Origin of the sequence: uncultured Microbulbifer sp. (genome assembly GCF_947498635.1) — a bacterium.
Taxonomy (GTDB): domain Bacteria; phylum Pseudomonadota; class Gammaproteobacteria; order Pseudomonadales; family Cellvibrionaceae; genus Microbulbifer; species Microbulbifer echini.
Window position 1 is genome coordinate 1 of the sequence record NZ_CANMKV010000134.1, and the last position, 458, is coordinate 458.

Below are 458 nucleotides of genomic sequence, written 5' to 3' on the forward strand. Positions count from 1 at the left end.
CGCACCAGCTGGTTGTTGGCGTCGTAGTGGTAGGCCACTTGGTAGTAGAGCGCACTGGTGCCGCTGCCGCGCTCGTTAGCGCGGTACGCCAACTGGCTGCTGCCCTTGAGATTGCCGGCTTGGTCGTAGACCTGAGTGTCGTAATCCCCTACTCCGTCTTGGCTGGCCATCAATAAGCCGGCCTCATAGTCCTGCAGGCGCAGCTGTTCGTGCTGGAGGTTGTAGCTGTTTACCGCGCTGCGGGTGGCACTGCTGGCACCGGCGGCGGCCTCGGCCCCCACCTTCTCCATCACCACTTCGCCGAAGGCATTGACGCCGTATTCGGTGGCGGTGTGGGCGCGGAACTGGGTCATCTGCTCGGTGTGGACGTCCGCTTCCGGCTTCAGCACCTTCACTATATTGCCGCGCTGGTCGTACTCGTACAGGGTGGTGTTGCCGCTGTTGTCGATCGACGCCAC

The 458-nt window shown here is 62.9% G+C and carries 1 protein-coding gene; it reads right to left on the minus strand.

Annotation, left to right across the window (positions count from 1 at the left end; all coding sequences use genetic code 11):
• A partial coding sequence (locus tag Q1A69_RS20160) for a hypothetical protein (RefSeq protein WP_299589730.1) occupies positions 1-353 on the minus strand: 353 nt, incomplete at its 3' end.
• Positions 354-458: the final 105 nt, after the last annotated feature.